We start from the raw sequence: 1,863 nt of genomic DNA on the forward strand, positions 1-1,863 counted from the left end.
TGTCCATAACCTATTGTCCATACCCCAATGGCATCTTTATAGGCGTTCAAACGCAAACCTTCCCATTGTTTGATAAGTGCAAGTCCTTCTGATGATATTTTTCGCATTTACTTCTCCATAAAAAAAGCTCCGCAAAAAGCAGAGCTGGATTAAAAAATTGACATCTTTCCCATTCGGAAAGATAGCTTGGTTAAGCTTCATGTCGCTTTTTCATGGGAACAAAAGAATGTATTTGACATTGTAATGATTGTATCTTATAAGTTACAAATGTTTACAGTATACAAAACAAAGCATTTTATAAAATGGCTAGATTCTTTAAAAGATGAGATTGCGCAAGCGCATATTGTTAAACGGATAGCAAGAATAGAAACGGGATTTCTTGGAAATGTAAAATTTTTCCGTGGAATTGGAGAGTTAAAAATACATCATGGTCCTGGCTATAGAATCTATTTTGTAAAACAAGGTAAACAAATCATTTTGTTATTAAATGCGGGTGATAAATCTACACAACAAAAAGATATCGAAAAAGCTCTCCAATTAGTAAAGGAAATGAAACATGGAAATTACTAAATTTGACACAAGTGAATATTTCAAGACACCTGAGACACAAAGGATTCTTTTAGAAGATGCTCTTGAAAGCAAAGATAGCAAGTATCTTGCCCATGCTCTTGGTATAATAGCAAAAAACCAAGGAATGAGTAAAATCGCCCAAAATACAGGGCTATCAAGAGAGTCTCTTTATCGTTCTTTAAGTGATAAAGGCGACCCACGGCTTTCTACTTTTCTCAGTGTTTTGAGTGCTTTAAATTTGCAGATTAGCTTAACGCCTATCCAAAATAATTGTAAGGAACAAGCGGCTTTAGAAGAAGCATCTTGACCACCTCCCCATTTTTGAGAACGGGGAGGGGAGGCATATTTTTTACTTAAGCGGCTTTCACTACAGATCTTTCTAAGACTTGTTTTGCTTCTTTGATTATGGCTTTGTAATGCTTGCTTTCTTCTACCAACGTAAAGGCTTTGACAAGATGCATGTGGAGAGGTCCATAAATGTAAACAGCCTTTTTAGTTGGAGACATTTTATCCCAATCTTTTGGGAAAGCAAAACGTATATCATCATAATCAACAAATTGACTTTTTAGTTTCTTTTCACATTCAATAAAGTAACGACGAGCTTGACGTCCCTTCTCATTGCGCTCAACCATCGAGAGCTCTTTCGCCATATCTAAGGTGAGATGATATTCTTTACTTATAACATTTTTACGTTTCTCATTTTTGAGAAACGTAAAACCATAATCTTGATTTTCCAAAAATCCATATTCTTTAATACGGCGTACAATCCAATCTGCAAATTTAGAGTTGACTTCTAAAAACGTATGTAATTCACGTGCGTTAACTGTTTGAACAGTTTCTTGACCAATATTTTGTTCTTTAATTTCTATAAGAGTGTTCATAAGAATTCCTTACTATTTAGATGTTTCTTAATGACACTTTTAAAAAGTGCCGGGTGCTAAGAAACACGGTAGTAAGTCCGTCGTTATGCTTTTCCCAAAAGGGTATTTTATAGCGTAACTACACCCGACAAGATCATTATATGCGTGTAACGTACAATGAGTCAAAGCCTTTAAACGTGCGGAGAAGAGATTTGTTTCGTAACCAAATCCGCTTACTATTAAGGTGTTTCTTAGGCACCTGATTCGATTATTCATATTGTCACTACATTGTCAAGCAACTTTCTATAATTTTTTGATATTTTTGCTAATTGATATCCTCTTCGTCCATATGGATAACGCCGTCTCCTTCGTCGCATGCGTTTGGTGGGGCGTTTGGATCAAGGGTGTCGTCTTTGTCTGGTGTTGTGTTTGC

Annotated in this window: 4 protein-coding genes; 2 read left to right on the top strand and 2 right to left on the bottom strand. The window is 35.8% G+C overall.

The features are described from left to right. Positions 1-107, bottom strand: a 107-nt coding sequence (locus tag ACFIK6_RS09605) for a lysozyme (protein WP_375627597.1), incomplete at its 3' end; no start/stop codon positions are given. 160 nt (positions 108-267) lie between these two features. Here ACFIK6_RS09605 and ACFIK6_RS09610 point away from each other — a divergent pair. Both ACFIK6_RS09610 and ACFIK6_RS09615 read left to right on the top strand, forming a co-directional pair. Beyond that, positions 268-570, top strand: coding sequence for a type II toxin-antitoxin system RelE/ParE family toxin (locus ACFIK6_RS09610; RefSeq protein WP_273783482.1), 303 nt, complete (start codon positions 268-270; stop codon positions 568-570). Then, complete coding sequence (locus ACFIK6_RS09615; protein ID WP_273783426.1) at positions 557-877, top strand: addiction module antidote protein; 321 nt, start codon at positions 557-559, stop codon at positions 875-877. The genes ACFIK6_RS09610 and ACFIK6_RS09615 overlap by 14 nt, the downstream gene beginning before the upstream one ends. 46 nt (positions 878-923) lie before the next feature. Here the strand turns inward: ACFIK6_RS09615 and ACFIK6_RS09620 are convergent, their stop codons facing one another. After that, positions 924-1,451, bottom strand: coding sequence for an antA/AntB antirepressor family protein (locus tag ACFIK6_RS09620; protein WP_273783424.1), 528 nt, complete (start codon positions 1,449-1,451; stop codon positions 924-926). Positions 1,452-1,863 lie beyond the last annotated feature (412 nt).

This window comes from Bartonella sp. AS69XJJH (assembly GCF_042195585.1).
Lineage (GTDB): Bacteria > Pseudomonadota > Alphaproteobacteria > Rhizobiales > Rhizobiaceae > Bartonella.